The sequence below is a fragment of the Alcaligenes sp. RM2 genome (genome assembly GCF_052931795.1).
In genome coordinates this window covers 91,868-118,061 of the sequence record NZ_JBRFIO010000001.1, presented here as the reverse complement: position 1 = coordinate 118,061, position 26,194 = coordinate 91,868, and the positions used below count along the sequence as shown (strand labels likewise).

The 26,194-nt window shown below is 55.3% G+C and carries 21 protein-coding genes; 6 read left to right on the top strand and 15 right to left on the bottom strand.

All coding sequences use genetic code 11. From position 1 onward, the window contains the following. Positions 1-78 precede the first annotated feature (78 nt). A complete protein-coding gene (locus tag ACU6HM_RS00530; protein WP_254498925.1) occupies positions 79-1,425 on the bottom strand; it encodes an aminotransferase-like domain-containing protein in 1,347 nt (448 codons plus the stop codon). Positions 1,426-1,644: 219 nt separating this feature from the next. Between ACU6HM_RS00530 and ACU6HM_RS00525 the strand changes: the two genes are divergently transcribed. The 3 genes from ACU6HM_RS00525 to ACU6HM_RS00515 all read left to right on the top strand — a co-directional run bounded on the left by ACU6HM_RS00525 (position 1,645) and on the right by ACU6HM_RS00515 (position 4,671). Continuing rightward, positions 1,645-2,841 carry an MFS transporter gene (locus ACU6HM_RS00525; protein ID WP_324575434.1) on the top strand — a complete coding sequence of 399 codons (1,197 nt, stop codon included), beginning with the start codon at positions 1,645-1,647 and terminating at the stop codon, positions 2,839-2,841. Positions 2,842-3,052: 211 nt separating this feature from the next. Further along, positions 3,053-3,415 (top strand): hypothetical protein, encoded by a 363-nt coding sequence (locus ACU6HM_RS00520; RefSeq protein ID WP_446763230.1) that lies wholly within the window; start codon positions 3,053-3,055, stop codon positions 3,413-3,415. After that, positions 3,412-4,671 carry an FKBP-type peptidyl-prolyl cis-trans isomerase N-terminal domain-containing protein gene (locus ACU6HM_RS00515; RefSeq protein WP_446763229.1) on the top strand — a complete coding sequence of 420 codons (1,260 nt, stop codon included), beginning with the start codon at positions 3,412-3,414 and terminating at the stop codon, positions 4,669-4,671. The genes ACU6HM_RS00520 and ACU6HM_RS00515 overlap by 4 nt, the downstream gene beginning before the upstream one ends. Before the next feature lie 163 nt (positions 4,672-4,834). Here the strand turns inward: ACU6HM_RS00515 and ACU6HM_RS00510 are convergent, their stop codons facing one another. The 11 genes from ACU6HM_RS00510 to ACU6HM_RS00460 all read right to left on the bottom strand — a co-directional run bounded on the left by ACU6HM_RS00510 (position 4,835) and on the right by ACU6HM_RS00460 (position 20,108). Further along, positions 4,835-5,587: an SDR family NAD(P)-dependent oxidoreductase gene (locus ACU6HM_RS00510; protein ID WP_250755983.1), complete on the bottom strand. Its 753-nt coding sequence runs from the start codon at positions 5,585-5,587 to the stop codon at positions 4,835-4,837. Positions 5,588-5,696: 109 nt separating this feature from the next. After that, positions 5,697-6,449 (bottom strand): SDR family NAD(P)-dependent oxidoreductase, encoded by a 753-nt coding sequence (locus ACU6HM_RS00505; protein WP_009459298.1) that lies wholly within the window; start codon positions 6,447-6,449, stop codon positions 5,697-5,699. 37 nt (positions 6,450-6,486) lie between these two features. Then, entirely contained in the window at positions 6,487-9,237 is a 2,751-nt protein-coding gene (locus ACU6HM_RS00500) for a DUF3141 domain-containing protein (RefSeq protein WP_446763228.1), read from the bottom strand. Between the two features lie 28 nt (positions 9,238-9,265). Further along, positions 9,266-10,450, bottom strand: a complete 1,185-nt coding sequence (locus tag ACU6HM_RS00495) for an acetyl-CoA C-acetyltransferase (RefSeq protein ID WP_324575428.1) — start codon at positions 10,448-10,450, stop codon at positions 9,266-9,268. 70 nt (positions 10,451-10,520) lie between these two features. Next, the gene (gene phbB / locus ACU6HM_RS00490; RefSeq protein ID WP_009459304.1) at positions 10,521-11,267 is read right to left on the bottom strand and encodes an acetoacetyl-CoA reductase; all 747 of its coding nucleotides are present in this window, start codon (positions 11,265-11,267) and stop codon (positions 10,521-10,523) included. Positions 11,268-11,272: 5 nt separating this feature from the next. Then, positions 11,273-11,713, bottom strand: coding sequence for a phasin family protein (locus ACU6HM_RS00485; protein WP_235484280.1), 441 nt, complete (start codon positions 11,711-11,713; stop codon positions 11,273-11,275). A gap of 54 nt (positions 11,714-11,767) precedes the next feature. Continuing rightward, a complete protein-coding gene (locus ACU6HM_RS00480; RefSeq protein ID WP_021446932.1) occupies positions 11,768-12,892 on the bottom strand; it encodes an ABC transporter permease in 1,125 nt (374 codons plus the stop codon). Position 12,893: 1 nt separating this feature from the next. Continuing rightward, positions 12,894-15,632 carry a ribosome-associated ATPase/putative transporter RbbA gene (rbbA, locus tag ACU6HM_RS00475; protein ID WP_021446933.1) on the bottom strand — a complete coding sequence of 913 codons (2,739 nt, stop codon included), beginning with the start codon at positions 15,630-15,632 and terminating at the stop codon, positions 12,894-12,896. A gap of 3 nt (positions 15,633-15,635) precedes the next feature. Continuing rightward, complete coding sequence (locus ACU6HM_RS00470) at positions 15,636-16,715, bottom strand: HlyD family secretion protein (RefSeq protein WP_026484635.1); 1,080 nt, start codon at positions 16,713-16,715, stop codon at positions 15,636-15,638. Then, complete coding sequence (locus ACU6HM_RS00465; protein ID WP_446763227.1) at positions 16,712-18,217, bottom strand: efflux transporter outer membrane subunit; 1,506 nt, start codon at positions 18,215-18,217, stop codon at positions 16,712-16,714. Before ACU6HM_RS00465 ends, ACU6HM_RS00470 begins: the two co-directional genes overlap by 4 nt. 136 nt (positions 18,218-18,353) lie before the next feature. Continuing rightward, positions 18,354-20,108 carry a PHA/PHB synthase family protein gene (locus ACU6HM_RS00460; RefSeq protein ID WP_369327084.1) on the bottom strand — a complete coding sequence of 585 codons (1,755 nt, stop codon included), beginning with the start codon at positions 20,106-20,108 and terminating at the stop codon, positions 18,354-18,356. A 463-nt stretch (positions 20,109-20,571) separates the two neighbouring features. Between ACU6HM_RS00460 and ACU6HM_RS00455 the strand changes: the two genes are divergently transcribed. The 3 genes from ACU6HM_RS00455 to queC all read left to right on the top strand — a co-directional run bounded on the left by ACU6HM_RS00455 (position 20,572) and on the right by queC (position 22,872). Continuing rightward, entirely contained in the window at positions 20,572-21,237 is a 666-nt protein-coding gene (locus ACU6HM_RS00455) for a TetR/AcrR family transcriptional regulator (protein WP_009459318.1), read from the top strand. A gap of 250 nt (positions 21,238-21,487) precedes the next feature. Beyond that, complete coding sequence (locus ACU6HM_RS00450; protein WP_022983354.1) at positions 21,488-22,162, top strand: 7-cyano-7-deazaguanine/7-aminomethyl-7-deazaguanine transporter; 675 nt, start codon at positions 21,488-21,490, stop codon at positions 22,160-22,162. Next, positions 22,159-22,872 (top strand): 7-cyano-7-deazaguanine synthase QueC, encoded by a 714-nt coding sequence (gene queC / locus ACU6HM_RS00445; RefSeq protein ID WP_369327085.1) that lies wholly within the window; start codon positions 22,159-22,161, stop codon positions 22,870-22,872. The genes ACU6HM_RS00450 and queC overlap by 4 nt, the downstream gene beginning before the upstream one ends. A gap of 8 nt (positions 22,873-22,880) precedes the next feature. Here the strand turns inward: queC and ACU6HM_RS00440 are convergent, their stop codons facing one another. The 3 genes from ACU6HM_RS00440 to serC form a co-directional block, all read right to left on the bottom strand. After that, positions 22,881-23,693 (bottom strand): DUF6216 family protein, encoded by an 813-nt coding sequence (locus ACU6HM_RS00440; protein ID WP_369327086.1) that lies wholly within the window; start codon positions 23,691-23,693, stop codon positions 22,881-22,883. Between the two features lie 52 nt (positions 23,694-23,745). Then, positions 23,746-25,035, bottom strand: a complete 1,290-nt coding sequence (gene glyA / locus ACU6HM_RS00435) for a serine hydroxymethyltransferase (RefSeq protein WP_021446937.1) — start codon at positions 25,033-25,035, stop codon at positions 23,746-23,748. Positions 25,036-25,108: 73 nt separating this feature from the next. Further along, positions 25,109-26,191 (bottom strand): 3-phosphoserine/phosphohydroxythreonine transaminase, encoded by a 1,083-nt coding sequence (gene serC, locus ACU6HM_RS00430; RefSeq protein WP_009459323.1) that lies wholly within the window; start codon positions 26,189-26,191, stop codon positions 25,109-25,111. Positions 26,192-26,194 lie beyond the last annotated feature (3 nt).

The window sequence follows — 26,194 nt, the reverse complement described above, 5'->3', positions numbered from 1 at the left end:
CGGCAAGGGCTCAGCAGATTGGTCGGGCGGCGGGCTTGAGGGGCGTCTTGGCAAAAAAACCCAGATACTGACCAAGAATCAAGCTCCCACACTCACATCCAGACAATCAAACACCGCAGGCATCAAATGCGCCACATTCAATCGCGTCCTGTCCTTGAACTCCTTGCTGACGGCAAACGCACTGCCCGGCATCAGCAAAACCCCTTTGCTCTCCAGCCGCTGAATAAAGTCCGTCAAATCCGGCAGATCCGGATGCCGAATCCACAAGAACATTCCACCTTGCGCCTGCACCTCGAACTCCCAGCCGTATTCTTTCAGTACCTTTTGCGCAACTTGCTGATGCGTCATCAACTGGCGCTGAATCGCCTGCGTGTGCTTGGCATAAGTGCCATCGGCCAGAATCGTATTCACAAAACGCTCGCAAAACCCCGGTACGGCCACACTGGTCAACAATTTCAGACGCAGCAAGGACTCCATCAACTTCGGCCCACAAACCAGATAGCCGATACGCAAGGAAGCCGACAGCGACTTGGAGAAACTGCCTATATAGACCACATGCTCAAAATCCCCCAACCCCGCAAACGTCTGACGCACACCAGGGAAAAAATCCCCATACACATCATCTTCCACAATCAGAAAATCGTGTTCGGCTGCGCGCTTTAGCACTTCAAAAGCCACCTTGGGACTTAAACCCGCAGCAGTTGGATTATGAAACGTGCTATTGCAGAAAAAAGCCCGCACTTTGTGAGTCTGCAAAATACGATCCAGCGCCGCCACATCCGGCCCATCCGCCAGACGAGGCACCCCGACAGGTATCCCACCGCACAAACGAATCAGCTTGATCAAATTACTGCTGCAAGGCTCATCCACCAGAACATGATCCCCGGCGCGAATCACCGTGCGCGAGATCAGATCCAAGGCTTGCGTTGCTCCCAGGGTCGTCAAAATCTGCTGAGGGGAAACCTGGATCAAGGTCGATTGACGCAGCAAAAGGGACAACTGCTTGCGTAACGGCAGATACCCATGAATATCGCCATACTCCACCAAACCACTACGGCCAGATCGGGCCGTTTTGCGTATGGCCTTGGCCAGCATATCCGTATCCCGCCAAGGCAGGGGCAACCAACCACAGCCCAGCTTGCACTGCTCGGGCCTGGCCTGCAGCAGTTTAAACAAGGGATCCATCGGGGCTTCGGACGGCAGAATGGGCAGGTCCTCGTTCAAACCGGACCAGCGGGCCACAAAATAACCGCGCCCTTGCAAGGCCTCCAGCATGCCCTCACCCACCAGACGGGTGTACGCACTGACGACTGTGTGATGGCTCAAACCCTCCCTTACCATCATCTTGCGAATCGAAGGTAACTGCTGCCCTACCGCCCACTCGCCCTGGAGGATGGCGTCCTTCAAACGCTCGTGAAAATCCATACCTGCCTGCTCCCCAAACACTGTTAGAAAAAATTAGCTAACAGTTTTCAGGATAGTACACCGACTGTTCGAGACAGGGGCCCCCGACAAGGCCAAAATCCCCACCAGCATGTGCAGGCGTGACCCGCATTTTCTCCTGCACATACAGAACGCGTTGCATCACACTTCCGCTGTTCCTGACTGCACGATCAGCCTCAATATCCCTCACCACGTAGCACCATGACTGCCACCCACCTTCCTTACAGAACCTACCTTTACTTCCTGGCCCAATCCATCAACCTGACCACTGCCGTCATGTCTGTCACCATGGCTGCTTTGGTAGGTGGCAGTTTGGCTCCCGAGCCCTGGTTATCCACCGTGCCCTACGGTTTTCAGTTCCTGTTCGTGATGCTCTTTACCCTGCCCGCCTCCAGATTGATGGCTGCCATAGGTCGTAAGAAATCCTTTCTGCTGGCAAGTCTGCCTTTGGCTGCATCGGGGGTGGTGGGCTATTGGGCGATCGAAATGAAGCAGTTTTCCTGGCTGGTAGCCTCACACGCTCTGCTGGGAACCTATATTGCCTTTGCCAACTTCAATCGCTTTGCGGCCACGGACGGACTGAACAGCACCTTGAAACCACGAGCCATTTCATTAGTTGTGGCTGGCGGGGTGATTGCCGCCGTGTCTGGCCCGATGCTGATACGGGGTTTGAAAACCAGCAGCTTCGGACAGGAATTTGCCGCCTGCTATGCTGCCTTCACCGTACTGGCTGGGGTGTCGCTACTCCTGAATCTATTGATCAAGGAAGTGAAGCCGGTCCAGAGCACCACACTCAAAAAAACCAGTCGTGGCCAGACACTTGGGCTGGTGCTGCACAACAAGACTCTGGCCATTGCTATCTGCATTGCGGCCATAGGCTACGGCATCATGAATCTGCTGATGATTCAGGCATCCATGCATATGTCCCACCTTCATGTGCATTTCTCCGACATCAGTACCGCCATTCAATGGCACGTTCTGGCCATGTTTGCCCCCTCTTTTTTCACCGGCATTCTGATCCAAAGGTTTGGTCTGAAAACCATTGCCATCAGCGGCATCGTACTTTTGCTGCTTAGCAGTCTGATCAATATCGTGGCCCACGGCTATACAGCACTTAGCCTGTCTTTACTGATTTTGGGATTAGGCTGGAACTTCACTTATGTGGGCGGCAGTGCCTTGCTGAGCAACAGCCTGGAAGACAAACCGCAGGCTTTGGAAGTACAGGGCCTGAATGATCTGGGCGTTTCCATCTGCGCCACACTGGGTGCCTTTGCCCCCGCTTTTCTGTTCAGCTTTGCAGGCTGGAGCGGCACCAATATTCTGTCTGCCTCCATCTGCCTGTTGCTGCTGCTTCTGTCGCTGATCTACATCCCGCCCCAACAGTCAGGCAAGCCGTGAAAATCAGATAGTTCTTAATTTTTTGCCCGCATCCACATGGTCCAATTTCAGTGCAGCACAGACTCAGGCAGTGCAATCACATTGAGTGACCTCACCGTCCAACACAGGCAACACAGGCCTGCATTGCCGAACCTGGCTGCAACGCTCGAACCCAATGCTCGTCCCCTATAAAAGAACCTGAATAAAGATAGTCGAACGTCTCGAGGTGTTTATGCGATTCGCTGTTTCCGGCGCGGCCATTCTGGTCGCCTTTTTTCTTTCCGCTTGCCAAACTACCCCCTCGATTCGGCCCGCCCAGGAATCCACCGTGTCCAGCAAGGAAGACAAGTGCTTTCAAGAGTTCGCCGCGCTGAAAGAGCTGGACCCCGTTTCCTATGAAAAATATCGACAGCAGATGCAGACCATTGATGAAAACTTTGGCATTTACAAAGCCAATGAATCCCTGATTGATGAAAATGCGTCTGAAATCATGCTGACCGAAGTCAACAAAATGCTTTCCCTGGTTTGCATCCGGATCAATAACGCCGTCTATACCAATATGGTCGATCGCGTTCAATCCCTGAACAAGCTATGAAAAAGTACTTCAACGCCGCCCTGTGCTGCACCTTGCTGATTTTCTATGAAGCCTCTCACTCAGTTGGAACAGGACTACTGGACCGTCTGGCCCAGGAAAACATCATTGGCGATGGTCTTGCGCGCCCCCAACCCACCCCAAATCCCATACAACTAAACACAGCCCCCTCTTTCGCTATCGATTCTGATGAGGACAAAAGCCACACCTTGCTCCGGAACGAACTGCATCAAGCCAACACTCAGTTGATCACCTTGCAGCAGCGCCTGTCGGATACTGAAAACCTGAACAGCCAGCTACAACAGCAATTACAGCAGTTACAGGCAGAGCCGGATGGCTCTGTGGTCCTGGCGCCCATTGCTATCGATCAGGAGCAGAATCAAGCGCGGATCAAGGAATTAAGTCAGCGTCTGGAAGAGGAGCTGAACCAAAAGCATGCTTTGGCTTCAGAACTGGAAAGCCTGCAAAGAGACCGAAGCCTGGAGCTGTCTAATGGCCAGTCACAAAACAACCGGCTTGCCGCGAATGCGGCTGAAATCGCCACACTCAAGAAAGAAATTGATGGTCTGAAAGAAGCGAAACAGGATTTGCAGCACCGATTGGTCGCGCAGGCTCTTACTGCCAGCAAGGCCGACACTGCCGGGACGCCCAGGCGCATGATCGTAAATGATGCTGCCTCGCCGGATATCCGTCTTAGCTATGCCATCGGTGCCTGGTATGCGGACAGTGCGCCTCACGAGACGCAAAAGCTGGCCTCCATCGGCAAAACACTGGATTTGCAAGCCTTCTCACAAGGCTTCAGCGACAAGATCGATCAACGCCTGCAGCTGTCCTCCAGCATCATTTCTGTGGAGCTGGCCAACGTAGACAAGTTATTGGAGCAAGCCATGCTGTCCAAGAACGAAAAGCAAGCCAAGTCTGTTCTTGCTGCGGCTGGGGTAGAAAAAGGAGCAGTCACAATGCCTAATGGTGTGGTCTACAAAATCTTGAGCAAGGGGAAGGCTCCCATGGTCACCGCTAGCAGCGATATCTTGTTTGAGCTGGATGAAGAACTAGGAACGGGTGAAGTGTTGGCGGCCAGGGAAAGCAAAACCAGCCTGACCAGGGATCTACCGCCACTTTTCCAAGATATCGTCAAACAGCTGGGTATTGGTGGTTCTGCAAGAATCCACATTCCTATCACCGAAGCTCATGCCGACACAGGCGTGCCGCCCGGCTCGGTATCAATCACCACGATCAAGATTATTGGCGTGAAATAAGGCTGGAGTAGCGGTACCGACCCTTTTTACATCAAGGACCAAGGAGCAGGTATCGGGTATCGAGTATCGAGTATCGAGTATCGAGTATCGAGTATCGAGTATCAGTATATTTTGAGCACAGGATGGCGGCTCCAACACAAAAAAGAGCCGCCAAACCTGTCACTTAACGGGCGGTATAGCCTCCGTCCGCCACCAGACATGCTCCCGTCATGAAGCTGGCCCCCTGCGACAGCAGGAAGGCAATAGCATGGGCAATTTCGTCAGAATGGCCCAAACGTCCAATAGGATGCTGAGTCACCAGATCAGCCCGCGCCGCCTCGTCGTATTCCGACAGAATCGGCGTATCCACATAGCCGGGATGGATCGTATTGATGCGTATGCCTTTGGAGGAGTATTCCAGCGCTGCGGCTCGGCTCAACCCCACTACCCCATGTTTCGCCGCGTTATAGCCGGGCAAACGGGCATTGGACACCAGGCCCATGATGGACGACATATTCACAATCGCCCCACCACCCGCTGCCAAAATAGCCGGAATCTGATAGCGCAAGCCATAGGCTACGCCATTCAGATTGGTATCGATCAGGCGATGCCAATCATCCAGATCCATCTCCCCAACCGGCTTGGAGCCGCCCAGAATGCCTGCATTATTGACAGCAAAGTGCAAAGCGCCGAAATGCTCAATGGCACAATCCACCAAGGCTTTCACTTGCTCGTGCTTGGTCACATCGGCTACTTGGGCTACCGCCTTGCCACCCGCTTGTTCGATCTCCTTGACCACCTCCTCCAGGGCACTACGATTTCTACCGGACACCACCACAGACAAACCATTCGCAGCCAGCACACGTGCGGTTGCAGCGCCAATACCTGACGTTGCCCCCGTCACCAAAGCAGAGTGACCAGAGAATGAATACTTCATTGTGGAACTCCTTAAAAATAGGCCCCAGTAAAAGTGGGGCCCGGATTTTCGCTGGCTAATTTTGGATTGAAATACTGATTTTGTTCTCGCAGCGACGTGATCCCCCAACTCAAATAGAGGTGTAGCCCCCATCGGCCACCATGCAGGCGCCCGTCATGAAGCTGGCACCATCCGAAAGCAGGAAAGCAATGGCATGGGCGATTTCATCCGCATGACCCAAACGACCAATCGGGTGCTGGGCCACCAAAGCAGCGCGCGCGGCCTCATCAAAGCCCGACAGAATGGGGGTATCCACATAACCGGGGTGGATGGTATTGATGCGTATGCCTTTGGAGGAATACTCCAAAGCCGCAGAACGGCTCAGGCCGACGACTCCATGCTTGGCCGCGTTGTAGCCGGGCAATGTCGGATTGGCAACCAGGCCCATGATGGAAGACATATTCACAATGGCGCCGCCCCCTGCCGCCAAAATGGCGGGGATCTGATAGCGCAGGCCATAGGCTACGCCGTTCAGATTAATGTCGATCAGGCGACGCCAGCCATCCAGGTCCATTTCGCCAGCCGGGCCGGAATCCCCGCCCACACCGGCGTTATTGACGGCAAAGTGCAAGGCCCCGAAATGCTCAATGGCGCAGTCGACGGCTGCTTTCACTTGATCAGGCTGGGTGACGTCCGCCACATTGCCCACGGCCTTGCCACCGGCCTGCTCAATTTCCTTGACCACGGCCTGCACGGCATCAGCCTGTACGTCGGACACCACGACCGACAAGCCATTGGCCGCCAGCATACGGGCCGTGGCGGCACCAATGCCGGAGGCCGCACCCGTTACCAGAGCAGAGTGGCCGGAAAATGAATACTTCATGCTTGAAACTCCTTCAAAAATTCATTCACGCCAAATCTCAGGATTTGCGCTGACGATTCCTGGATGCCGTACCGCCGGTGCTGGCTGACTGGGATGCCGACGCTTTTGAAGGCGACTTGGCTGCAACGGATGAGGAGCCAGCTGCGAAAGCCGCTTTTTCAGCTGCTGCTTTAGCAGAGGCAGGAGCAGCTTTGCTGGGCGCAGCGGTTTTGGCTTCTACCTTTTCCACCAGCTTGGCTGCTGCCTCCCCGCCTTTAGCGGGAATGCCTGCTGCGGTTTGAGCTAACGGCTTTGCTGTCGACTTCACAGCCGGTTTCACTGGCTCTGCCACAGCCGGTTTTGCAGCTGCTTTAGCGGCTGGCTGCGTTTTACTTGCCGAGCTTGCTGTCTTTGATTTGGCTTGCGTCGCTTTAGAGGCTTGGGCACCGGTTTTCACTGGTGTTGCTGCCGTCGCCATCAAGGTCTGAGCGACAGATTTCACCGGCGCAGGAGCTGCAGCTTTCTCGGCCGCTGATGCTGGGGTCTTGGCTGCCGTCTTGGCCGCCGTGTTCACTACAGGCTTGGTGCTTGCCTCATCCGGTTTCCCTGCCTGCTCCTGCTGTTTGGCAGCTGACTCGAACAAACCCAACACTTCTTCAGACGCCTTGACCACCGCCTCGGGAGCGGCATCCTGCTCGTCTATAGCACTGATCAATTTCTTGATCAGGGATGCCACCAGACGGATTTCCTCGGGCGTCTGCTTGCTAAGCAAATGGGGAATCGCTTCCACGGCCTTATGACCGTGGTGCGCCAGCACCAGGGCCTGCTCGCGAATTGCAGCACGCATTTTTTCAATATCAAAATTGCCCGTGTCGTATTGCTCGCGCAAACGCATGGCGGCATGGTGATAACGCTCGTCCACGCTGTTGCGCTGCTTGGCAATATGGAACAAACCACGCAGTGCTGCTTCCAGCAAACCGCCTTCGTTCAACAAGCCATCCAGTCTGTGCATTTGCTGGCGTACAAAGGCCAGATGCTCGGGCGAACTGCCTGGATGGGGACGCGCCGGGATGGAATCGCCCGGTGCATGACCGGCCAGGGCCATCAGCAAAGGAGAGCCATAGACGGTGTCGAACCAGATCTGATAGATGCTGTCGCGACGATCACGGTAATTATTCAAGACCCGTTCCATAGCCTGGGAGAAATTCTCCTGCGCCTCCAGGAAGGGATTATCTTCATCCACAGTCTGACGCTGCTGTGCGATATTCTCGGCCCATTGGTGGATTGTTGCGGCCCAGGGGTGGGCGCTGGTCCAGGACTCGTAAGACAAGCGCATGGGATGCAATGCTTCCAGCAGCGCAGCGGTATAAGGCGTGGTCAACGCTTTTACCCAAGGCTGCAAGGTGCTCTTGTAAAAAGCCAGATTGATCTCCGACAGACGGGCAGCGGCAGCAAAGCGGCGATCAGATTCGGGATCAGGCTGCACAATCTCGGCAATTTCAGCCAGGCTGCTTTGACGCACCGACATCAGATAGGGGTCATCCAATAAGGTGTCGTCGTCAGGCGTTTCCTCGACAGTGGCCCGATAAATTCCGGCGGGCAACAGGTCAATTTGATCAATCGTGCTGGCAAATTTGCGGTGCTCTTTGCTGCCCACACTGCCCGACACGAAAATACCCAAGTGCCCGATACGATCATGGGTCGTGAACACAATGGTCTGGTCGTGACTGCGTACATCATCGTCGTCCAGATACAAGTCAGTAATCCAGCCCAGGGCCTGTGCAGGCGGCGTGATGTTGTCGCCAAAGGAACTGAACACCACAATGGGCGAGCGAATATTGCGCAGGTCGATACGGATGCCATCCGACGTCAATAACTGGGCTGTAGACAGCTTGTTGCCAATGAACAGGTTGTCCACGATGTACTGCATTTCCACATCATTCAGAAAGACATAACCGCCCCAGTACTTCTCGAAACCGATATAGCGCTCGGCCTCGGTGTCGGCCTTGGCGTACACGTTGTACTGCTTGGACCACAAGGTATTGGCCGGGTCCAGGTTCTCGAAATTCTTGACCAGCCACGCACCATCAAAACGGCCATTGCCCAGGTCACTGGTCATGGCGGTCAGCCAGCTACCGCCCAACAGTCCACCGGCATAGCGCATGGGGTTGCGACCGGCCCAATAGGACACGGGCGCACCGGCCAGAATCAAGGGGCCAAACAGCTCCGGCCAGACGGCGGCGGCCATCATGACCTGCCAGCCCGCCTGACAATTGCCGATCACCACCGGCTTGCCCTGACTTTCCGGATGCAGCTCAGCCGCCTTGCTGACAAAGGCAGCATGGGCACGCATCACGTCCTCGACGGTCTGACCGGGAACAGGGTCCGGTAAAAAGCCAACAAAGTAACAAGGGTGCCCGGCTTGCAGCGCAGCACCGATTTCACTGTCGGACTTGAAGCCACCGATCCCCGGCCCGTGCCCTGCCCTGGGGTCCACCACCAGGAAAGGACGTTTGCTGGGATCGGTAGGCTGATCTTCCGGTGCCAGAATGCGCACCATCAGATAGTTAACGGGTCGGGGAAGACTCAGGCCCGACATGACCAGTTCAGCCGGGAAGTTCAGCACATTGGGCACCTCAACCTTGCGTTGAGCCTGGTACTGATCCCCGACCTGACGCTCGATATCGGCATACAGAATGGCGCGCTGCCAGGCGTCCACCAGGTACGAGGAGACGGTCTGACCCAGGTTCCAGGGATTCATCATCCAGGAGGACCAGGCCGTGCTGTCGTCACGAGACTTATCTGTCATCATCTTCTCCCTTCCATCAGCTATCTGTTCAAGCGGCCTCAATGGCAATCGCTACGCCTTGACCACCGCCAATGCACAAGGTGGCCAGACCTTTCCGGGCACCACGGCGACGCATTTCATGAACCAAGGTCACCAGCACGCGCGCGCCGGAAGCACCAATGGGGTGACCCAAAGCGATGGCACCGCCATTGACGTTGACCTTGTCCATATCCCACTGCAAGTCTTTGGCCACCGCCAGCGATTGAGCGGCAAAGGCTTCGTTGGCTTCGATCAGGTCCAGTTGATCCAGTTCCCAACCCACCTTCTTCAAGACCTTGCGGCTGGCCGATACCGGGCCAATACCCATGATGGCCGGATCTACGCCCGTGCTGGCCCAGCCACGAATCCAGGCCAGAACGGGCAGGCCCAATTCCTTGGCTTTCTCTGCGCTGGCCAGCAAAAGTACGGCTGCACCGTCATTGATGGTGGACGCGTTCCCGGCGGTAACCGTGCCGTCTTTCTTGAAGGCAGGACGCAGCTTGGCCAAGGACTCCAGCGTGGTTTGGGCACGCGGCTGTTCGTCGGCCTCGACGCGCACAGGGTCGCCTTTACGCTGGGGTACGTCGATGGGGGTAATTTCGTCCTTGAAGCGTCCGGCTTGCATGGCGGCTACGGCTTTACGCTGGGACTCCACCGCAAAAGCATCTTGTTGTTCGCGGGTGATGCCATAACGCTCGGCCAGGTTTTCTGCCGTGATCCCCATGTGATAGTTATGAAAAGCGTCGGTCAAACCGTCACGCAACAAGGTGTCATCCATCATGGCGTGGCCCAGGCCCAAGCCGGTACGCGCCTTGTGTACAACAAAGGGAGCCAGGCTCATGCTTTCCTGACCACCGGCCAGCACCAGATCGGCATCGCCCAGGGCGATGGCCTGAGCCGCCAGATGCACCGCTTTCAAGCCTGAACCGCAAAGCTTGTTCAGGGACATGGAGGGAACTTCATAAGGCAGGCCAGCGTTCACCGCGGCCTGACGGGCCGGGTTCTGACCAGCGCCGGCGGTCAGAATCTGGCCCAGAATAACTTCATCAATCTGTTCGGCTGCAACGCCCGTACTCTGGAGCACGGCACGAATCAGTTGTGCGCTCAAATCGTGGGCGGGCACCGTAGACAGCCCCCCTTGAAAACGGCCGATGGGACTACGAGTCGCAGCAACAATGGCGATATCTTTGTGCATATCCATTCCTTTCATAAGTCGCAGGCCCGACAAGCGGGCCCATACAGGCAGCAGCCGAACCGGGTCGGACTTAATACATATGCTGGCCGCCATTCATGGCGACATTACTACCTGTCATAAATCCAGCTGCTTCGCTGGCAATAAAGGTGACCAGAGCGGCAATTTCCTCGGGCTTGCCCAGACGGCCGACTGGAATGCCCGCGATAATGCTGTTACGCACATCTTCAGGCACAGCCATGACCATTTTGGTGGCCAGATAACCAGGGGAAACTGTGTTCACGGTCACGCCCTTGCGCGCCACTTCCTGAGCCAAAGCCTTGGTGAAACCGTGCATCCCTGCCTTGGCGGCCGAGTAGTTGGTTTGACCGAACTGTCCCTTGCTGCCATTGATGGACGAGATATTGATCACTCGGCCCCAGGTACGCTCCAGCATGCCGTCAATAAAAGGCTTGGTCACGTTGAACACCGAGTCCAGATTGACGCGCAGCACATCGTCCCACTTGTCTTTGCTCAGCTTGCGGAACGTGCCATCGCGCGTAATACCGGCGTTATTGACCAGGATGTCGACTTGCAGACCGTCCTTCTCGATAGCTTGCGCCATTTGCTGGCACGATTCGAAATCGGCCACATCAACGTGATAGCCCTGAAACACATAACCTGCATCGGCCTGCTCTTTAAGCCAGACCTGGGCATCAGCCTCGCTGCGCGAGTGAGTCACCAGGACTTGATGGCCCGCATCATGCAGGGCACGGGCGATCTCTTGGCCCAGACCGCCCATACCACCTGTCACCAAGGCCGTGCGTTTAACCGTAGACATACCGCTTATGCTCCCTTTTTAGTGTCAGAGGCGCTGGCAGCGTTTGCCCAAGGTGCGCCCCACTGCTTGAAAATATCCATCATTGGCACGGCCGCACTGGTATTGCTGACCACCGCCATCACCGACTTCTGCCAGGCTTCCAGCGCTTCCTGCAAACCGGAGGTGAACTCGGTCTGGTTCTGAATCGCTAATTGATTGATGGTCTGGCTGTCGTTAACGCCGTGCTGGAACAAGCGCCAGAACGTGTCGGCGGGCAAGGTGGCCAAGGACTGCCAGTTAGCCGTTTGCAACAAGCCTTCAATCTCGGCCGTGGTCTGCTCCATGCTGCGCAAATTACTTTTCTGTACGGACTCCAGCCAGCGATGGCCGCCCTCCTGCAGCAGGCGCGTGATACGCAGTTGCAACTCAACATTGGCCTTGTACAGATCCAGGGGAAGTGTTTCCATGCTCATCGAAATCTCCTTAAAGGAAAAAAGTGCCCCCTGACGGGGCCCAGTCCATCAAGCCATCTGAGAGATGGTGTTACGAAAACGCCGCAGTGACAGAAGGAACAACGCCGTCCCGATCACCAGCAGGGCTAAAAAGGGTTGCCATACCGTTTCAATGCCAGCCCCCCGGAACAAGATGGCCTGCCCCAGGGACACGAAGTGTGTAGTGGGAGCCAGTTGCATCAGGTTCTGAACAATTTCAGGCATGCTTTCGCGGGGGGTACGTCCGCCCGAGAGCAGGTTCATGGGCAGCAAGGTCAACATCAACAAGAGGCCAAACTGGGGCATGCTGCGCGACAAGGTAGCCAGATAAATCCCCATGGAAGTCATGGCAAACAGACACAGAACGGCGCCGCACAGGAACAAGGGAATGGAACCTTCGATAGGCACGCCCAGCAGACCTCGCACCACAAAATTCAGCGAAGCCGCCGTCGCCACCAGAACCACCAGTCCCATGGCCGTGACCTTGGACGCCATGATCTCGCCCGGTGTGACCGGCATCACCAGCAAGTGTTCGATCGTGCCGTGCTCGCGCTCCCGGATCAGGGCGGCTCCGGTCAGAATGATGGACAGCATCGCCACCGAGTTGATGACCTCGGCAATACTGCCGAACCAGGCTTTTTCCAGTGTGGGGTTAAACCGCACCCGCAAGGCCAGATCTACCGGCAAGGTGTCAATGCTGCGATACCGCCGCACAAACTCGTTAACCTCGCCCATCACCACCTGCTGGATGTAGTTATTGCCGGTAAAGGCCTGACTCATGCGGGTGGCGTCAATGTTCAACTGCACTTCGGGGCTGCGTCCGGCCAGCACATCGCGCTGAAAGTTCGGTGGAATGTTCAGCACAAAGGTGAACTGCCCCGTATCCATGCCCGAGTCCATTTCCCCATACTCGATCATGTGCGGGTGGATGAATTCAGGCGGATAAAAAGCCGACGTAATGCGCGCTGACAAGGGGCTCTGGTCCTGGTCCACAATCGCGATGGGCGCATTGTTCAAGGTTTCGGGCTGCGCGGTCGCGGAGGTGTAAATCGAGACCGAAAACACGTACACAATGAGCAGCAGCATCATGGGGTCGCGCGCCAGACTCCACAGCTCCTTGCGGCCCAGCAACAGTACATTCTTGAGTTTTCTCATCTCACTTCTCCTGCTTTTTCAGCAGCATGACCGCCGCGCCCAACACCACCGGAATGGCCAGCAACAAGGCAAACAAGGCCCCGTGCAGATCCGAGAACGTCAGCGCTTTGTTAAATACCCCGCGACTGATGTTGAACATATGCGTAGCCGGATAAATCTCGCCCGCCCAACGGCTGATCCCTTCCATGGAGGACACCGGGTTCAGCAAACCGGACAATTGCGTGGCGGGTAGCATGGTGCCGATCATGGCAAAGAACATGGCCGCGATCTGACTTTTCGTCACGGTGGAAGCCACCAGCCCCATGCCGGTAGAAATCACGCAAAACATCAAGGTGGCCACGCTCAAGGTCAGGAAGCTGCCCTTGATGGGTACATCGAACACCGTGATGGCCAAGAGGCACATGCACAGAAAGTTGATCATCGCCAGGCCGATATAGGGAATTTGCTTGCCCAGCAAAAACTCCACGCGGGTGACCGGCGTGACGTACAGGTTGATGATGGAACCCAGTTCCTTTTCACGCACCACGGACAATGCCGTCAACATCGCAGGCAACATCAGCAGCAGCACCGGAATCACGGCAGGCACCATGGCCGGCAAGCTCTTGACGTCCGGGTTGTAGCGGTAACGGTCCTGAATACTGGCGGGCACGACCAAAGCCCCCGTCCCCAGACGCTCCTTGGCTTGGGTAATCAGCCATTGCTGATGCATGGCCTTCACGTAGCCTTGAATGGTCTCGGCACGGGTAGGCATGGAACCGTCCACCCAGGCGGCGATTTCCGGCTTGCTGCCGCGCAGCACATCACGTCCAAAACCGGGCGGAATTTCGATCGCCAGCGCAATCTTGCCGCGCCGCATTCTGTCGTCCAGATCCTGGTAATCCGTTAAGGGGGCCTGCTCCAGAAAATAGCGCGAGCCGGACAGGTTCAAAGCGTAGTTCTGGCTGATACTGGTCTGGTCGCGGTCCAGCACGGCGTAGCGCAAATCCTCTACGTCCAGCGTGATACCGAAACCCATCACAAACAGCAAAATCAGGGAACCGGCCAAGGCCAAAGTGGCTCGCACCGGATCACGACGCAGCTCCAGCGCTTCGCGCCAGGTGTAGCTCAGCAAACGCTGCAAGCTGAAGCGTTCGCGCTTTTCGCTATGAGCTTCGTTTGCCACCACCGCTTGTTCTGTCGCCGGTTCCACTTCAGGCTCGGGGCCACTGGCTTCCAGCAAATAACCAATAAAGGCTTCTTCCAGATCAGCGGCGCCGCGCTTTTTCACCAGGTTCGCAGGCGTATCGCTATCGAGCACTTTACCGGCATGCATCATGGACATGCGGTCGCAACGCTCGGCCTCGTTCATGAAGTGGGTGGAGATAAAAATCGTGACCTTGTCGCGGCGGGACAACTCAATCAGCAAACGCCAGAAATTGTCGCGAGCCACTGGGTCCACACCGGAAGTGGGTTCGTCCAGGATCAGCAGCTCTGGCTTATGCACCATGGCCACCGCCAAGGACAGGCGCTGGCGCATCCCCAAAGGAATGGCATCGGGCAAACGGTCCAGAATCTGGCCCAGCTCAAAACGCTCCACCATTTCCGCCACACGGCCTTCCACCTCGTCCTCAGGGACGTGGAACAACTGGGCGTGCAGCACCAGGTTTTGCCGGACCGTCAGCTCGCTGTACAGGGAAAAAGCCTGTGACATATAGCCCACACGACGGCGGGTATCGATGTCTTTGGGATCAACCTCGTGGCCAAACAACCAGGCCTGACCTTCGGAGGCAGGCAACAGCCCCGTCAGCATCTTCATGGTGGTGGATTTACCGCAGCCGTTCGAGCCCAGAAAGCCAAAAATTTCGCCACGACGTATCCGGAAGGACACATTGTCCACGGCGGTAAAGTCGCCAAAGCGAATCGTCAGCCCTTCGGCCTCAATGGCAATATCGTCGGCATCCACATCCAGTGGCGGGATTTCTACGGCCTTATGACCTTGACGCTTGTCCTCGGGCAAGAGGCGAATAAAGGCCTGCTCCAGACTCTTGCTTTCCGTGCGCTCCAGCAGTTCCTTGGGCGAACCTGTTGCCAGAATCTGGCCGTCGTCCATGGCAACCAGCCAATCAAAGCGCTGGGCCTCGTCCATATAAGCGGTGGCGACAATCACGCTCATGCCGGGACGTTCGATGCGAATACGCTCGATCAGATCCCAGAACTGCTTGCGGGCCAAAGGGTCCACGCCGGTGGTAGGCTCGTCCAGCAGCAGAAAGTCCGGGTCGTGAATCAATGCGCAGCACAGACCCAACTTTTGCTTCATACCGCCCGAAAGCTTGCCTGCAGGCCGTGTCAGAAAAGGATGCAGGCCCGTGCTGCGCGTCAAATCGTCAATTCGGCGACGGCGCTCGGCAGCATCGTGCCCGAACAATCGACCAAAAAACTGCAGGTTTTCTTCCACCGACAAGGTGGGATACAGGTTCTTGCCCAAGCCTTGAGGCATGTAGGCAATGCGCGGGCAAATCTGGTCGCGATGGCTTTTTTCCGCCATATCGCCACCCAGCACTTCAATACGGCCTTCCTGAATCACACGGGCGCCCGCCAGCAAGGACAGCAAGCTGGACTTGCCCACGCCGTCAGGACCAATCAGTCCGACCATGCAAGCGGCAGGCACATCCAGGCTTAAACGATCCAGTGCGAGCGTGTCGCCATAACGCTGGCTAAGTTCAACAACGCGAGCAACCGCCGCCGCTTGCTGCTTGGGCATGGTTTACTCCGTCAAGGTGGAAGTCAGCGACTCAGGCCAGCTGGCATTGGGGTCCAGCTTTACCCAGGCCACACCGGGCAAGCCGGTCTTGACTTGCTCCAGGTGCTTTTTCAACAGCTCGGGGGCAATCTGGGCCTTGACGCGGAACATCAGTTTTTGGCGCTCCGAGGCCGTTTCCACACTCTTGGGAGTGAACTGGGCAGAGCTGGCCACGAAGGACACAGTAGCTGGAACCGGGATGTCCGGAATGGCATCCAGCACCAGACGCACCTCGGTACCCAACGCCACCTTGCCGGCCACTTCGCTGGGCAGGAAGAAAGTCATGTACACATCGGACAGGTCCAGCACGTTCAGCACACGGCCACCCGCGCCCAGTACTTCACCGGGCTGGGCGACACGAAACTGCACGCGACCATCGCGGGGGCTGACCAGCTCACTGTCGCGCAAGTCAGCTTCGATACGGGCCACAGCCGCCTTGGCGGCTTCCACGGCAGATTGGGCACCGATCAGCTGAGCTTTGGCAGCATTAATGGCCGCTTCTGCGGCATTGGCCTGGGCCTTGGTAGCAGCTACCGCAGCCTGAGCACCACGCACGCGGGCACGGTCATCATCCAGTTCCTGCGCCGAAGCGGCACCTTCTTTGGACAAGGTGGTGGAACGCGCCAGACGACGTTGGGCTGCGTCCAGTTCCGACTCACGTTGACCAATCAAGGCTTTGGCAGCGATGGCATCGCTTTCACGCAAGGCCACTTGGGCCTGAGAGGCCGCCACATTGTTTTCAGCCTGACGCAACCCGGCCACAGCTTCGTCGCGTGCCGCTTCCAGACTGTCTTGCTGCATGATGGCCAGCACTTCGCCTTCTTTCACAAAATCGCCCTCGTGAGCGGCAATGCTTTGGATACGTCCGGCAAACTTGGTGGAGATATCAATCTCGGTCGCTTCAATACGGCCATTACCGCTGACAAAACCATCACCAGGACCGGTATTGGACATTTTCTGCCATGCCCACCACCCCAGGCCCAGAACCCCGGCAACGATTAGGACAGGAACAAGATTTTTTTTCAAAGAGGATTGTTTGCTCATAGCTGGCTCGAGGATGGATCCGAATTAGAGGAGTTATGGGTGTTGGTCAGGGGCTCGGAGGGGTCCAGCCCACCGCCCAAGGCGCTATACATGGCAATCTGGCTGGCTAGGAGCGCGCGGCGCGTTTGCACCACTTGCTGCTCCACATCCAGCAAGTCACGCTGCGCATCCAGCACTTCCAGATAGGCAGCCGAACCGTTGTCGTAACGCATCTGCGCCAGACGGGCGCGCTCGGTCTGGGCGCTGCGGGCGACCAGCTGAACTTCCAACTGCTGGCTTAACCAGTGGCGTGTCGACAAGGCGTCCGACACTTCACGAAAGGCGGTTTGAATAGCTTTCTCGTATTCCGCAATGCGCATGTCGCGACGCACATAGGAGGCGTCCAGATTCGCGCTGCGGCGGCCACCATCAAAGATGGGCAGGGAGATGGTCGGAGCAAACATCCAGGCCTTGCTGCCGGAATCAAACAAACCATCCAGCTCGGCGCTGGCGGTGCCGAAATTGCCGGTCAAGGCAAGGCGGGGGAAGAACGCGGCACGGGCAGCCCCAATATTGGCATTGGCGGCACGCAGCTTGTGCTCAGCCGCAATAATGTCGGGACGCCAGACCATCAGGTCCGAAGGCAAACCGGGCGACAGCTCGGCCAACATGATGTTTTCATTCAAAGGCGCACCGGTTGGAGACACGCCCGGATCGGCCCCCAGAAGCTGTTGCAAGGCATGTAATTGCACCGCACGTTGCTGTTCCAGCTGGGCCAGCATGGACTGAGCCTGCGTCAGCAAGGTTTGCACCTGGGTCACATCCAGCTTGGACGTTGCGCCAACTTCATAACGACGGGAGAAAATGCGGTAAGACTCCTGACGAGTCTCTACGCTTTTGCGGGCGATCTGCACGCGTTCGTCCAGCTCGCGCACCACAAGATAGTTATTGGCCACTTGCGAGACCAAAGCGACATGCACGGCTTGTCGGCCTGCCTCGGTAGCCAGCCAGCCTTGCAAGGCGGCATCTTCAAGGCTACGTACGCGTCCCCATAAATCCAGCTCCCAACTGGTCAAACCGACCTGGGCGCGGTAATCACCCCCTGTCACCGCCTGGCCGCTGGGGTTCATGTCCCCAGGCACACGCGAGCGAGCAGCTTGCCCCCCTACGGTAAATTCAGGAAAGCGTTCGCTGCGCTGCAAATTCAGCATGGCACGGGCTTCGTCCACCCGTAAAACAGCCACGCGCATATCGCGGTTATTTTCCAGCGCAGTCTCAATGAGCTTGCTCAGAACCGGGTCTTTAAAGTATTCACGCCAACCCAGATCACGCGCTCGCACCGCATTGGCCGGGCCTGCGGACAGGTCCGAGTAAGCCTGTGGAACGGGGGAAGCGGGCTGATCGTAATCGGGTGCCATCGAGGCACAACCCGCCAGGGTGACCAGCAAGGCAGCCAGCGCGAAATGAGGGCGACGCGCAGCGCTTCGGTGCTTGAGACTCAAATCGTAGGTCTGTGGGGCCATTGGAAAAAATGCCTAATGAGAAAAAGGGAACTGCCGTCAAGGCAAAACAGCACGTCAGCGATGGGCTTTGCGCCTATCGCCGACATCAAACAGAGCGACAAACTCACCATTTAGCGAGCTTGTATGAACTGACTGCTTACTTCACTAATACGTATTGACCGGGAGCCGGGCCGATTGGAGCGTAGCCCTGTTTGGCGGCACCCATTTGCGGTGGCTTCACCTCCGCTCCCGAGCGCACCTTGAGCCATTCCGTCCAGGCGGGCCACCAGGAGCCCTGATGCGAGGCGGCTTGTGCCTGCCAGTCGTCTACCAGAACAGGCGCAGTGCCTGCCGCGCGGGTCTGAATCTGATATTTGCGACGCGGATGGCCCGGTTCGCTGACAATCCCGGCGTTATGCCCACCTGTGGTCAAGACAAAGGTGATTTCGGCAGGCACCAGATAATGCAACTTGTAAACAGAGCGCCAGGGGGCAACGTGATCGGAAACAGTACCGACACAAAAAATAGGCAAATTAACTTGCGCAAGAGAAACGATACGGCCTTCAACCGGATAGCGGTTTTGACTTAAATCATTATTCAAATACATGCGGCGCAAATATTGCGAATGCATGGTGGCGGGCATACGCGTGGCGTCTGCATTCCAGGCCATTAAATCGTTCAAGGGGCGGCGTTCGCCCAATAAATATTTATTAACCATGGGCGCCCACAATAAATCAGCGGAGCGCAGCATTTGAAAAGCGGCTTCCATCTGATTGGCGCGCAAATAGCCCTCGTCGGCCATCTGAGCTTCCAGCAGGCTGACCTGACTTTCGTCAATGAACAGGGACAAATCGCCCGGCTCGGAAAAGTCGGTTTGGGCCGCAAAGAACGTCAGGGAGGCAAGCCTGTCGTCCCCATCGCGTGCCATGGCAGCCGCGGCAATCGCCAGCAAGGTGCCGCCCAGGCAATAACCGGTGGCGTGGATTTTCTGGCCGGGAACAATGGCGTTGACAGCATCCAGGCTGGCCTTCCAGCCCAGGCGAATGTAGTCGTCCATCCCGAAGGCATGATCTTCGGCAAGCGGGTTTTTCCAGGACAGGCAAAACACCGTGTGGCCTTGATCCACCAGGTATTTGATCAGGGAATTTTGTTCGGACAGATCCAGAATGTAGTACTTCATGATCCAGGCCGGAACGATCAGCACAGGCTCTGGATGGACCTGCTTGGTAGAAGGCGTGTACTGGATCAGTTCGACCAGCTCGTTACGTAGTACCACCTTGCCCGGCGTGGCCGCCACATCCTTGCCGACCACAAAATCTTCGGTGCCTACGGGCGGTTCACCCGCGAACTGGGCCTGCATATCCTGCTGCCAGTTCTCCAGGCCACGGCTGAAGTTATCCCCCTGTTCTGCAAGGGTTTTATCCCACACCAAGGGGTTGGTCCAGGCAAAGTTACTGGGGCTGAGCATGTTCAACCATTGCTCAACACCAAAGGCAATCAGTTTTTGATGATGAGGCTCCACACCGGCTACGCCTTCCGTGGCACTTTGCCACCACTGCTGCTGCGCCTGATAGGTTTGTCGCAGCAAATTAAAAGGCCAACGATCCCAGGCGGGGTCGGAAAAGCGGCGGTCGGTATAGGCAGGCGCTGCAGCTTGTTCTGAGGTTTGGGGAGACAACTGGGCTGATGCGGCCAGCTCCTCGCTCCATTCACGAAATAGCTGTTCCCACTGACGTTGCGCCAACTGACGCAACTGTTCTTGTTTGCCAGGGCTAAGGGCCAGATGACGCATCCAGTCCATCCAGGCAAGAAACTGCGATTCGGGGGAGATGGAACTCCAGATACGAGCCCAGGCGGCTCGTGCGGATGCGTCTAACTGTTCAGTCTGATCAAGGGACTGCCTGCTAACCATTGCCACTCCGCAAAAAGTACATACAAAAAACAGATACGACTGCTTAGTCTTTTTAACAATACACCAGTTTACATCTAAACTTTTTGTATGCAGGCCTTTTAATAAAGAGCCATAAAAAACCTTTGCGTTAGATCAAGTTCATGGCAGATAAAAAACGACCAGCCTCAACCACATTTGTTGTTATACCGTGCCTGTTATGGAATAGGGAAATAAAAACAAGTGGAAAAACAAATAAAGCCTCACTAAAAAAACTCAGGCTTTAAAAAACAAAGGCGATGCAATCCAGTGAAACAAGCGGTAACCCAGACTCATGGCACAACTATTATTTCCACAGCAATGTGACAAAACAAGCACAGCCCCTCGTCAAGCCCTCCAGCCGCAGCCAGGCTGGCTTGCCATCGGCCTGGGACAAGTGGCCTGATATACTGCAAGCCCCATATCTTGCCCATCCCCACAGGATGACATGACAGACACGCACCAAAATAAACCTTCTAAAAACGAAAGCACAAACAAGCGACGTTACCTACCGTCAGCTGAGCGCAAACGCGAAATCCTGAAAGCCGCTTTTGAAGAGTTTTCTCATCGGGGATTTCTGGGCACTTCGCTGGAGCGCATCGCCGCGCGCGCCGGGATCTCCAAGTCCGGCATCTACGCGCACTACAGCAGCAAAGATGAAGTGTTCGAGGACATGCTCCACAGCACTCTGCTGCCACCTGATGGCAATACCTTTGAGTTGTCCGATACCTCCGAGGCAGACACCCTGTCCTGTATCGTGGATGAGTACCTGCACCAGTTGTATGAACGCCTGTCCAACCCGGACGTGCAAGCCATGTTCAGGCTTTTGATGACAGAAAGTGGCCGCGTGCCGGATCTGGCTCATTACTGGGGCAAACAGCTCCTGAGCCAGAACTACACCGCCAATCAGGCGTTTTTTGAACTGGGCATACAGCGAGGTCTCATCCGCCCTGACGTCAGTCCCTCCGACTACATCCTGGCCGCCTCTCCCTCCCTGATGTGGCTGATGGTTTTGCTGGTTCTGGGACCACAGAACTCGCCCGTGCCCTTTGAAGAAGTACATCAGTTGCACAAGCGCTTGCTGATAGAGTGCCTGCAACCTGCATCGGCCTAAGGGCTGCTCATTAAGAACAAGCCAAACAAGTTCGTCTGCTTTGGCAAGCGGGCTTGTTTGAGCCTCTGCATGCCCCCTACCCCTTGGTTGTGCCATAAGCCTCATCAAGGCAGACGTATAAGCGCGTCTGATGCACACGCTACACTTGCGGGCAACAACCATTCCATCGAACCGCAACTGACCGTACAATAGTCGGTTGCAGTCCATTTTCAATGGGTTCCCTCACCCCATTCACCAAAAAGGTCCAGACATGACTCTGCCTACCGTGCCGTCTTCACGGCTGTCGTTCTACGTACGACTTCTGATTGCCTTTCACATTTTTATTGTGATTGCCAGCAATTATCTGGTTCAACTTCCTATTGAACTGTTCGGCTTCCATAGCACCTGGGGAGCCTTCAGCTTTCCCTTTGTTTTTCTGGCTACCGACCTGACCGTCCGCTTGATGGGCAAGTCCGAAGCGCGCCGCGTGATTACCCGCGCGATGTTTCCAGCCCTGATCGCCTCTTATGTGGTCTCGGTGCTTTTTAATGAAGGGCAGTTCAACGGCTTGCAAGCACTGGGCGAATTCAACAGCTTTGTGTTCCGTATTGCCTTGGCCAGCTTTGCCGCCTATGTATTAGGGCAACTGCTGGATGTACAGGTCTTTGATCGCATCCGTCGCGACTACAAACAATGGTGGCTTGCTCCAGCGGCCGCCTCGATCTTTGGGCAGGCACTGGATACCTTGGCCTTTTTCGGCATCGCTTTCTGGCACAGCAGCAATCCCTTCATGGCCGAACACTGGGGCGAGATCGCCGTCGTCGATTACGTCATCAAACTGGGCGTCAGCCTGCTGCTGTTTGTACCTATGTATGGCGTACTGCTCAACTCCCTGATCAGCACCATGAAGCGCCGCGCCCTGAGCACCGCACAGGTCAAAGCATGAAGCCACACACTCCCCGCCGCCGGGCCCTGGTTCTCTTTTCGGGCGGACAGGATTCAGCCACCTGTCTGGCCTGGGCTTTGGACCGCTTTGCCTTTGTAGAAACCGTGGGCTTTGACTACGGCCAGCGCAACCATGCGGAACTGCAGTGTCGACAGACACTAAGAGACAAGCTTTGCCAGCAGTTCCCGCACTGGGCAGAGCGCCTCGGGCAAGACCATGTGCTCGACGCTAGCGTCCTGGCTCAGATAGGCGGCAGCGCCATGACTGAATCCATGACGATTGCCATGCAGGAAGACGGTCTGCCCAATACCTTTGTGCCGGGTCGAAACCTGCTGTTCTTTACCCTGGCTGGCGCACTGGCCTACCGTCGGGGACTGGATACACTGGTTGGCGGCATGTCTGAAACCGATTATTCGGGCTACCCGGACTGCCGTGACAACACGCTGAAAGCACTGCAAGTGGCATTAAGCCTGGGGATCGAGCGCCCACTGACCGTGGAAACACCACTGATGTGGCTGGATAAAGCAGATACCTGGGAGCTGGCCCACCAGTTGGGCTCGGATGCTTTAGTGAAGCTGATTCAGAAAGACAGCCATACCTGCTACCAGAACGAGCGGGAAACCCTGCATGACTGGGGATATGGCTGCGGGCAATGCCCGGCTTGTGAGCTGCGGGCTAAGGGGTATGGAGATTGGAAGTTGAGGGGCTGATCGCCTCGCTACTTCTTGCAACGGCACGGGTGAAGAACACGATACACACGCCGTGCCGCATTGCAGGACTGCATTGCTCTGACTAAAAATATCAAAAAAGACAAAAGATAAATCAAGGCCGGAATTCCAAAATAACGCTGAGACTTCACCCCTGATTTCAAACTGGAGAAATAAGCTCCTGACTGAACAGAATTGCAAATATAGTCAATTTCATTCTGAAAGAGAGGCGTCTCTGACCTCCTTGTCTCCAGCGAACAATCCGCTATATTAAAAACCCATCGCTTACCATCCGGAGCAAGAAGCGATCTCATACCCTGCTCTCCCTGCCAAGCCCAAACCTCGCTTCCTTTAAACTTGACAATAGCCTCAGAGCCAAAAGACAAAATAGAAGCGGGAGCCACAAAAAGGCCAAGAAGAACAATAAAGACGAACAAAACTCCCATCTGAAAATAACCAGGATTTTTCACATCCTGCTCTGGCCAATTAACCCAATCCCCAGCTTTACCCAAAGTTCTCAAGGGGATAGCAACGCTATCTGCCCACTTAATCGCTTGGTGCGTATCCTTCACCGTACGAATTCCCTGCCCCCTAACCATTCCAAACATCACCTTGAAGCGCTCAACATCCAACGTATTTTTCCGTGTGGAGTCCAGATAAGAATCGTAAAATTCCTCTCGATGAAAGACAGTCCAAAGCTTATTGAAAAATATAAAATAAGCACGATTAAAGAAAAGAAAAAGAAAGCCAATAATAATAAAACTGAAAAATATAAAATTAGCAACAGAAGAGAAAGAGTAAAAAACAGAAGACATTAAATTCATAAAAAAAACCCAACCACCAAAGTGGCTGGGCTCCTATAAAAAATTAATCAAATCACAGCTGCGCTGGCTCCGTCTGCACCTGATACACCGGATAGCTTCGGCACAGGTTCACAATTTTTTCCCGAATCTCGTGCTTGACCTTATCTAAAGTGCCAGCCTCGTAGGCATCAAGCACATCACACAAGTAATGCGCCAGTTGCTCGCAGTCCTTCACCGTAAAGCCACGTGTCGTTACAGCCGGCGTTCCGATACGAATACCCGAGGTCACCATGGGCGAACGGGGATCATTGGGCACCGAATTCTTGTTCACGGTGATATAGGCATCTGCCAAGGCATCACTGGCCTCTTGCCCGGTGTAGGGCTTGGTCGACAAGTTGATCAGCATCATGTGGTTATCTGTCCCGCCTGACACGATGTTGTGACCACGCTGCATCAGTACCGCCGCCATGGCACGGGCATTACGCACCACGTTTTGCTGATAGGTACGGAATTCCGGCTGCAGAGCCTCTTTGAAAGCAATGGCTTTGGCCGCGATCAAGTGCATCAATGGGCCGCCTTGCACGCCGGGGAATACAGCGGAATTCAGACGTTTGTAGAAATCTTCGCTTTGCCCTTTAGCCATGATCACGCCACCACGTGGACCGCGCAGGGTTTTGTGCGTTGTGCTGGTGACTACATGGGCGTGTGGCAAGGGGCTGGGGTACTCACCCGCCGCCACCAGACCAGCTACGTGGGCCATATCCACCCAGAACCAGGCACCGACCTTGTCAGCAATCTGGCGCATACGCGCCCAATCCTTCACACGCGAATAGGCGGAGAAACCACCAATCAGCATTTTGGGCTTGGTCTCGATAGCAATGCGCTCCATTTCGTCGTAATCGATCAGCCCGGTTCGGGTATCAACTCCGTAAGGAACAATGTTGTAAAGACGCCCGGAAATGTTGATGGGGTTACCGTGGGTCAGGTGACCACCCTGAGCCAGGTTCATCCCCATCACCGTATCGCCCGGTTTGAGCAAAGCCAGGAATACTGCAGTGTTAGCCTGCGCTCCAGCATGAGGCTGTACGTTGGCGTAATCACAATCGAACACCGCTTTCAGACGCTCGATAGCCAGACGTTCGGCTACATCTACAAATTCACAACCGGCGTAGTAACGCTTGTCCGGGTAACCCTCGGCGTATTTGTTGGTAAACACGGAGTTCTGAACCTGCATAACCAAAGGGCTGGCGTAGTTTTCCGAGGCAATCAGTTCTACGTGATCTTCCTGACGGCTTTCTTCGCCCTGAATGGCCTGAGCCAATTCCTTGTCGAATTCAGCCAGGCTGAGTGTGTTGTCGTACATCGCTTTTCCTTAAAAAAATTTCTACCCACGTCGCGGCTACTTGCTTGGCCGCCTTGCAAAGCAGGCGCACGCCCTAACCGTGCGTGCGCTTGAACTCGCGCATGAACTCTCCCAGCGCCTGTACCGCATCCAAGGTGACGGCGTTGTAGATGCTGGCGCGCAAGCCCCCCGTTGACTGATGGCCCTTCAAGCCGTGAAAACCATTCTTTTGCGCTTCTTCAACAAATAAAATATCTAAATCAGTTTCAGCAATATGAAATGGAACATTATTGATGGATCGATAGTCAGGTAAAACATTGTTGATATAGAAACCATCACTGCCATCAATAATCTCATAGAGCAGCTGCGACTTTTTCTTATTTATTTTGTGCAATACTTCTATTCCACCAACACGCTCTATCCATTCCAGCATCAAACCCAGCACATACCAGGAAAAGGTTGAGGGCGTATTTAATAGCGATTGTTTTTTTGCTTGAATGGAAAAATCCAAAGCTTGTGGCGTATTTGCCAAAGGCCTGTCTAAAATAGCAGGATTAAGTAATACCAGCGTAACACCGGCAATTCCCATATTTTTCTGGGCCGAGGCATAAATCAAATCGTGAGCCGAGACATCAATCGGTTTTGACATCAAGCTGGAGCAAGCATCACATACCAAGGGAATAGGTGAAACAGGTGGTTTTGAAAATTGCAAGCCCTGTGCAGTTTCGTTCTCTGTGTAATGCAAGTACGCTGCATCCCGATTAATATTAGATTCATTAATCTCGGGAATACGATCAAATCCAGTTTCATAAGAACTGGCTACGATTTCGACATTCCCATATTGCTTGGCGGCATTAGCCGCCTGTTCCGACCATAAACCCGTATGTATATAGTCCGCTGTGTTTGCTTGATGAAGCAGGTTCATCGGTATTTGAGAAAACTGCAGGTACGACCCTCCTTGCAGGAGCAAGACGTGATAGTCCGTTGGCACGGCCAGAACACGACGCACAGCGGCGTCGGTACGATGGGCAAAATCCATGAAAGGCTGGGAACGATGGCTGATTTCCATCACGGACACCCCTGTGCCCGCAAAATCAAGCAGCTCATCACGTATTTGCAATAGAACATCCATTGGCAAGGCGCTGGGCCCTGCGCTGAAATTAAAGGGTCGGGACATACT

What these genes read in the sequence shown, in the direction of transcription:
- ACU6HM_RS00530 (WP_254498925.1), bottom strand. Translation starts at nt 1,425, where the DNA reads ATGGATTTTCACGAGCGTTTGAAGGACGCCATCCTCCAGGGCGAGTGG.
- ACU6HM_RS00525 (WP_324575434.1), top strand. Translation starts at nt 1,645, where the DNA reads ATGACTGCCACCCACCTTCCTTACAGAACCTACCTTTACTTCCTGGCC.
- ACU6HM_RS00520 (WP_446763230.1), top strand. Translation starts at nt 3,053, where the DNA reads ATGCGATTCGCTGTTTCCGGCGCGGCCATTCTGGTCGCCTTTTTTCTT.
- ACU6HM_RS00515 (WP_446763229.1), top strand. Translation starts at nt 3,412, where the DNA reads ATGAAAAAGTACTTCAACGCCGCCCTGTGCTGCACCTTGCTGATTTTC.
- ACU6HM_RS00510 (WP_250755983.1), bottom strand. Translation starts at nt 5,587, where the DNA reads ATGAAGTATTCATTCTCTGGTCACTCTGCTTTGGTGACGGGGGCAACG.
- ACU6HM_RS00505 (WP_009459298.1), bottom strand. Translation starts at nt 6,449, where the DNA reads ATGAAGTATTCATTTTCCGGCCACTCTGCTCTGGTAACGGGTGCGGCC.
- ACU6HM_RS00500 (WP_446763228.1), bottom strand. Translation starts at nt 9,237, where the DNA reads ATGACAGATAAGTCTCGTGACGACAGCACGGCCTGGTCCTCCTGGATG.
- ACU6HM_RS00495 (WP_324575428.1), bottom strand. Translation starts at nt 10,450, where the DNA reads ATGCACAAAGATATCGCCATTGTTGCTGCGACTCGTAGTCCCATCGGC.
- phbB (WP_009459304.1), bottom strand. Translation starts at nt 11,267, where the DNA reads ATGTCTACGGTTAAACGCACGGCCTTGGTGACAGGTGGTATGGGCGGT.
- ACU6HM_RS00485 (WP_235484280.1), bottom strand. Translation starts at nt 11,713, where the DNA reads ATGGAAACACTTCCCCTGGATCTGTACAAGGCCAATGTTGAGTTGCAA.
- ACU6HM_RS00480 (WP_021446932.1), bottom strand. Translation starts at nt 12,892, where the DNA reads ATGAGAAAACTCAAGAATGTACTGTTGCTGGGCCGCAAGGAGCTGTGG.
- rbbA (WP_021446933.1), bottom strand. Translation starts at nt 15,632, where the DNA reads ATGCCCAAGCAGCAAGCGGCGGCGGTTGCTCGCGTTGTTGAACTTAGC.
- ACU6HM_RS00470 (WP_026484635.1), bottom strand. Translation starts at nt 16,715, where the DNA reads ATGAGCAAACAATCCTCTTTGAAAAAAAATCTTGTTCCTGTCCTAATC.
- ACU6HM_RS00465 (WP_446763227.1), bottom strand. Translation starts at nt 18,217, where the DNA reads ATGGCCCCACAGACCTACGATTTGAGTCTCAAGCACCGAAGCGCTGCG.
- ACU6HM_RS00460 (WP_369327084.1), bottom strand. Translation starts at nt 20,108, where the DNA reads ATGGTTAGCAGGCAGTCCCTTGATCAGACTGAACAGTTAGACGCATCC.
- ACU6HM_RS00455 (WP_009459318.1), top strand. Translation starts at nt 20,572, where the DNA reads ATGACAGACACGCACCAAAATAAACCTTCTAAAAACGAAAGCACAAAC.
- ACU6HM_RS00450 (WP_022983354.1), top strand. Translation starts at nt 21,488, where the DNA reads ATGACTCTGCCTACCGTGCCGTCTTCACGGCTGTCGTTCTACGTACGA.
- queC (WP_369327085.1), top strand. Translation starts at nt 22,159, where the DNA reads ATGAAGCCACACACTCCCCGCCGCCGGGCCCTGGTTCTCTTTTCGGGC.
- ACU6HM_RS00440 (WP_369327086.1), bottom strand. Translation starts at nt 23,693, where the DNA reads ATGAATTTAATGTCTTCTGTTTTTTACTCTTTCTCTTCTGTTGCTAAT.
- glyA (WP_021446937.1), bottom strand. Translation starts at nt 25,035, where the DNA reads ATGTACGACAACACACTCAGCCTGGCTGAATTCGACAAGGAATTGGCT.
- serC (WP_009459323.1), bottom strand. Translation starts at nt 26,191, where the DNA reads ATGTCCCGACCCTTTAATTTCAGCGCAGGGCCCAGCGCCTTGCCAATG.